Source organism: Pseudogemmobacter bohemicus, assembly GCF_003290025.1.
GTDB classification, from domain to species: Bacteria; Pseudomonadota; Alphaproteobacteria; order Rhodobacterales; family Rhodobacteraceae; genus Pseudogemmobacter; species Pseudogemmobacter bohemicus.
In genome coordinates this window covers 209,153-210,398 of record NZ_QNHG01000005.1, presented here as the reverse complement: position 1 = coordinate 210,398, position 1,246 = coordinate 209,153, and the positions used below count along the sequence as shown (strand labels likewise).

1 protein-coding gene and 1 pseudogene are annotated in these 1,246 nt (G+C 63.3%); both read left to right on the top strand.

Going from position 1 to position 1,246, the window contains the following annotated elements:
• Positions 1-945 (top strand): ArsJ-associated glyceraldehyde-3-phosphate dehydrogenase (locus DRF71_RS23425; RefSeq protein WP_112312992.1); only part of this gene is annotated, 945 nt, incomplete at its 5' end.
• A pseudogene (locus DRF71_RS28260) lies at positions 945-1,246 on the top strand (organoarsenical effux MFS transporter ArsJ); the annotation flags it as partial. The gene DRF71_RS23425 and the pseudogene DRF71_RS28260, both read left to right, overlap by 1 nt.

The following is a 1,246-nucleotide window of genomic DNA, read 5'->3' as shown; positions in this document are numbered from 1 at the left end:
ACCGGCGCCGAAGGCGATCTGGTGCTGATCAACGATGCTGTGGGCGACCCGGCTCAGCATGCGCTCCTGCTCGAGTTTGACAGCGTCCATGGCCGGTGGGCAACACCGGTAGGGCACGATAAGGACGGCCTCACCCTGAAGGGTCGGCACGTCCGCCTCACCTCTGCCAAGCGCATCGAAGATCTGCCTTTGGCAGAATTGGGCATTGATCTGGTGATCGACTGCACCGGCGTCTTCAAGACGGCCGAAAAGATCGCGCCCTATTTCGCGGTCGGGGTCAAAAAGGTTGTGGTCTCCGCTCCGGTCAAATCGGACGAGGCGGTGAATCTGGTCTACGGCGTGAACCATGACCAATATGATCCTGCCGAGCACGCGATCATCACCGCGGCCAGCTGCACCACGAACTGCCTTGCGCCGGTGGTGAAGGTCATCCACGAGAACATCGGTATCCGCCATGGATCGATCACCACGATCCATGACGTGACCAACACCCAGACCATCGTCGACCGGCCCGCCAAGGACATGCGTCGAGCCCGTTCCGCCCTGATGAACCTGATCCCGACGACAACGGGCTCGGCCACCGCCATCACCATGATCTATCCGGATTTGAAGGGGCGGCTGAACGGCCATGCGGTCCGCGTGCCGCTGCTGAACGCCTCGCTGACCGATTGCGTGTTCGAGGTCGAGCGGCCGACAACGGCGGAGGAAGTGAACGCGCTGTTCGCCGCCGCGGCGGAGGGCGAGCTGAAGGGGATCCTCGGGTATGAAACCCGTCCCCTTGTTTCGACCGACTACCTGAACGACCCCCGCTCCTCCATCATCGATGCCCCGTCGACGATGGTGGTGAACGGGACCCAGGTGAAGATCTACGCCTGGTATGACAACGAATGGGGCTATGCCTGCCGCCTGGCGGATGTCGCCCGCATGGTCGCGCGGTCACTTTGATGGCAGAGAGCGCGGTCTCCAATCCGCTTCGGGCCTATGCGGCGGTCACCGCCGCCTACTGGGCCTTCATGCTGTCTGACGGCGCGCTGCGGATGCTGGTGCTGTTGCATTTCAACAGCCTCGGGTTCTCGCCCATCCAGTTGGCCTATCTGTTCCTGCTCTATGAGCTGGCCGGGATCATCACCAACCTCTGCGTCGGCTGGATCGCCGCCCGGTTCGGCCTGGCCGCAACGCTCTATGGCGGGCTCGCCCTTCAGATCGCGGCCTTGGCCGCGCTGACCCAGCTCGATCCGTCCTGGGG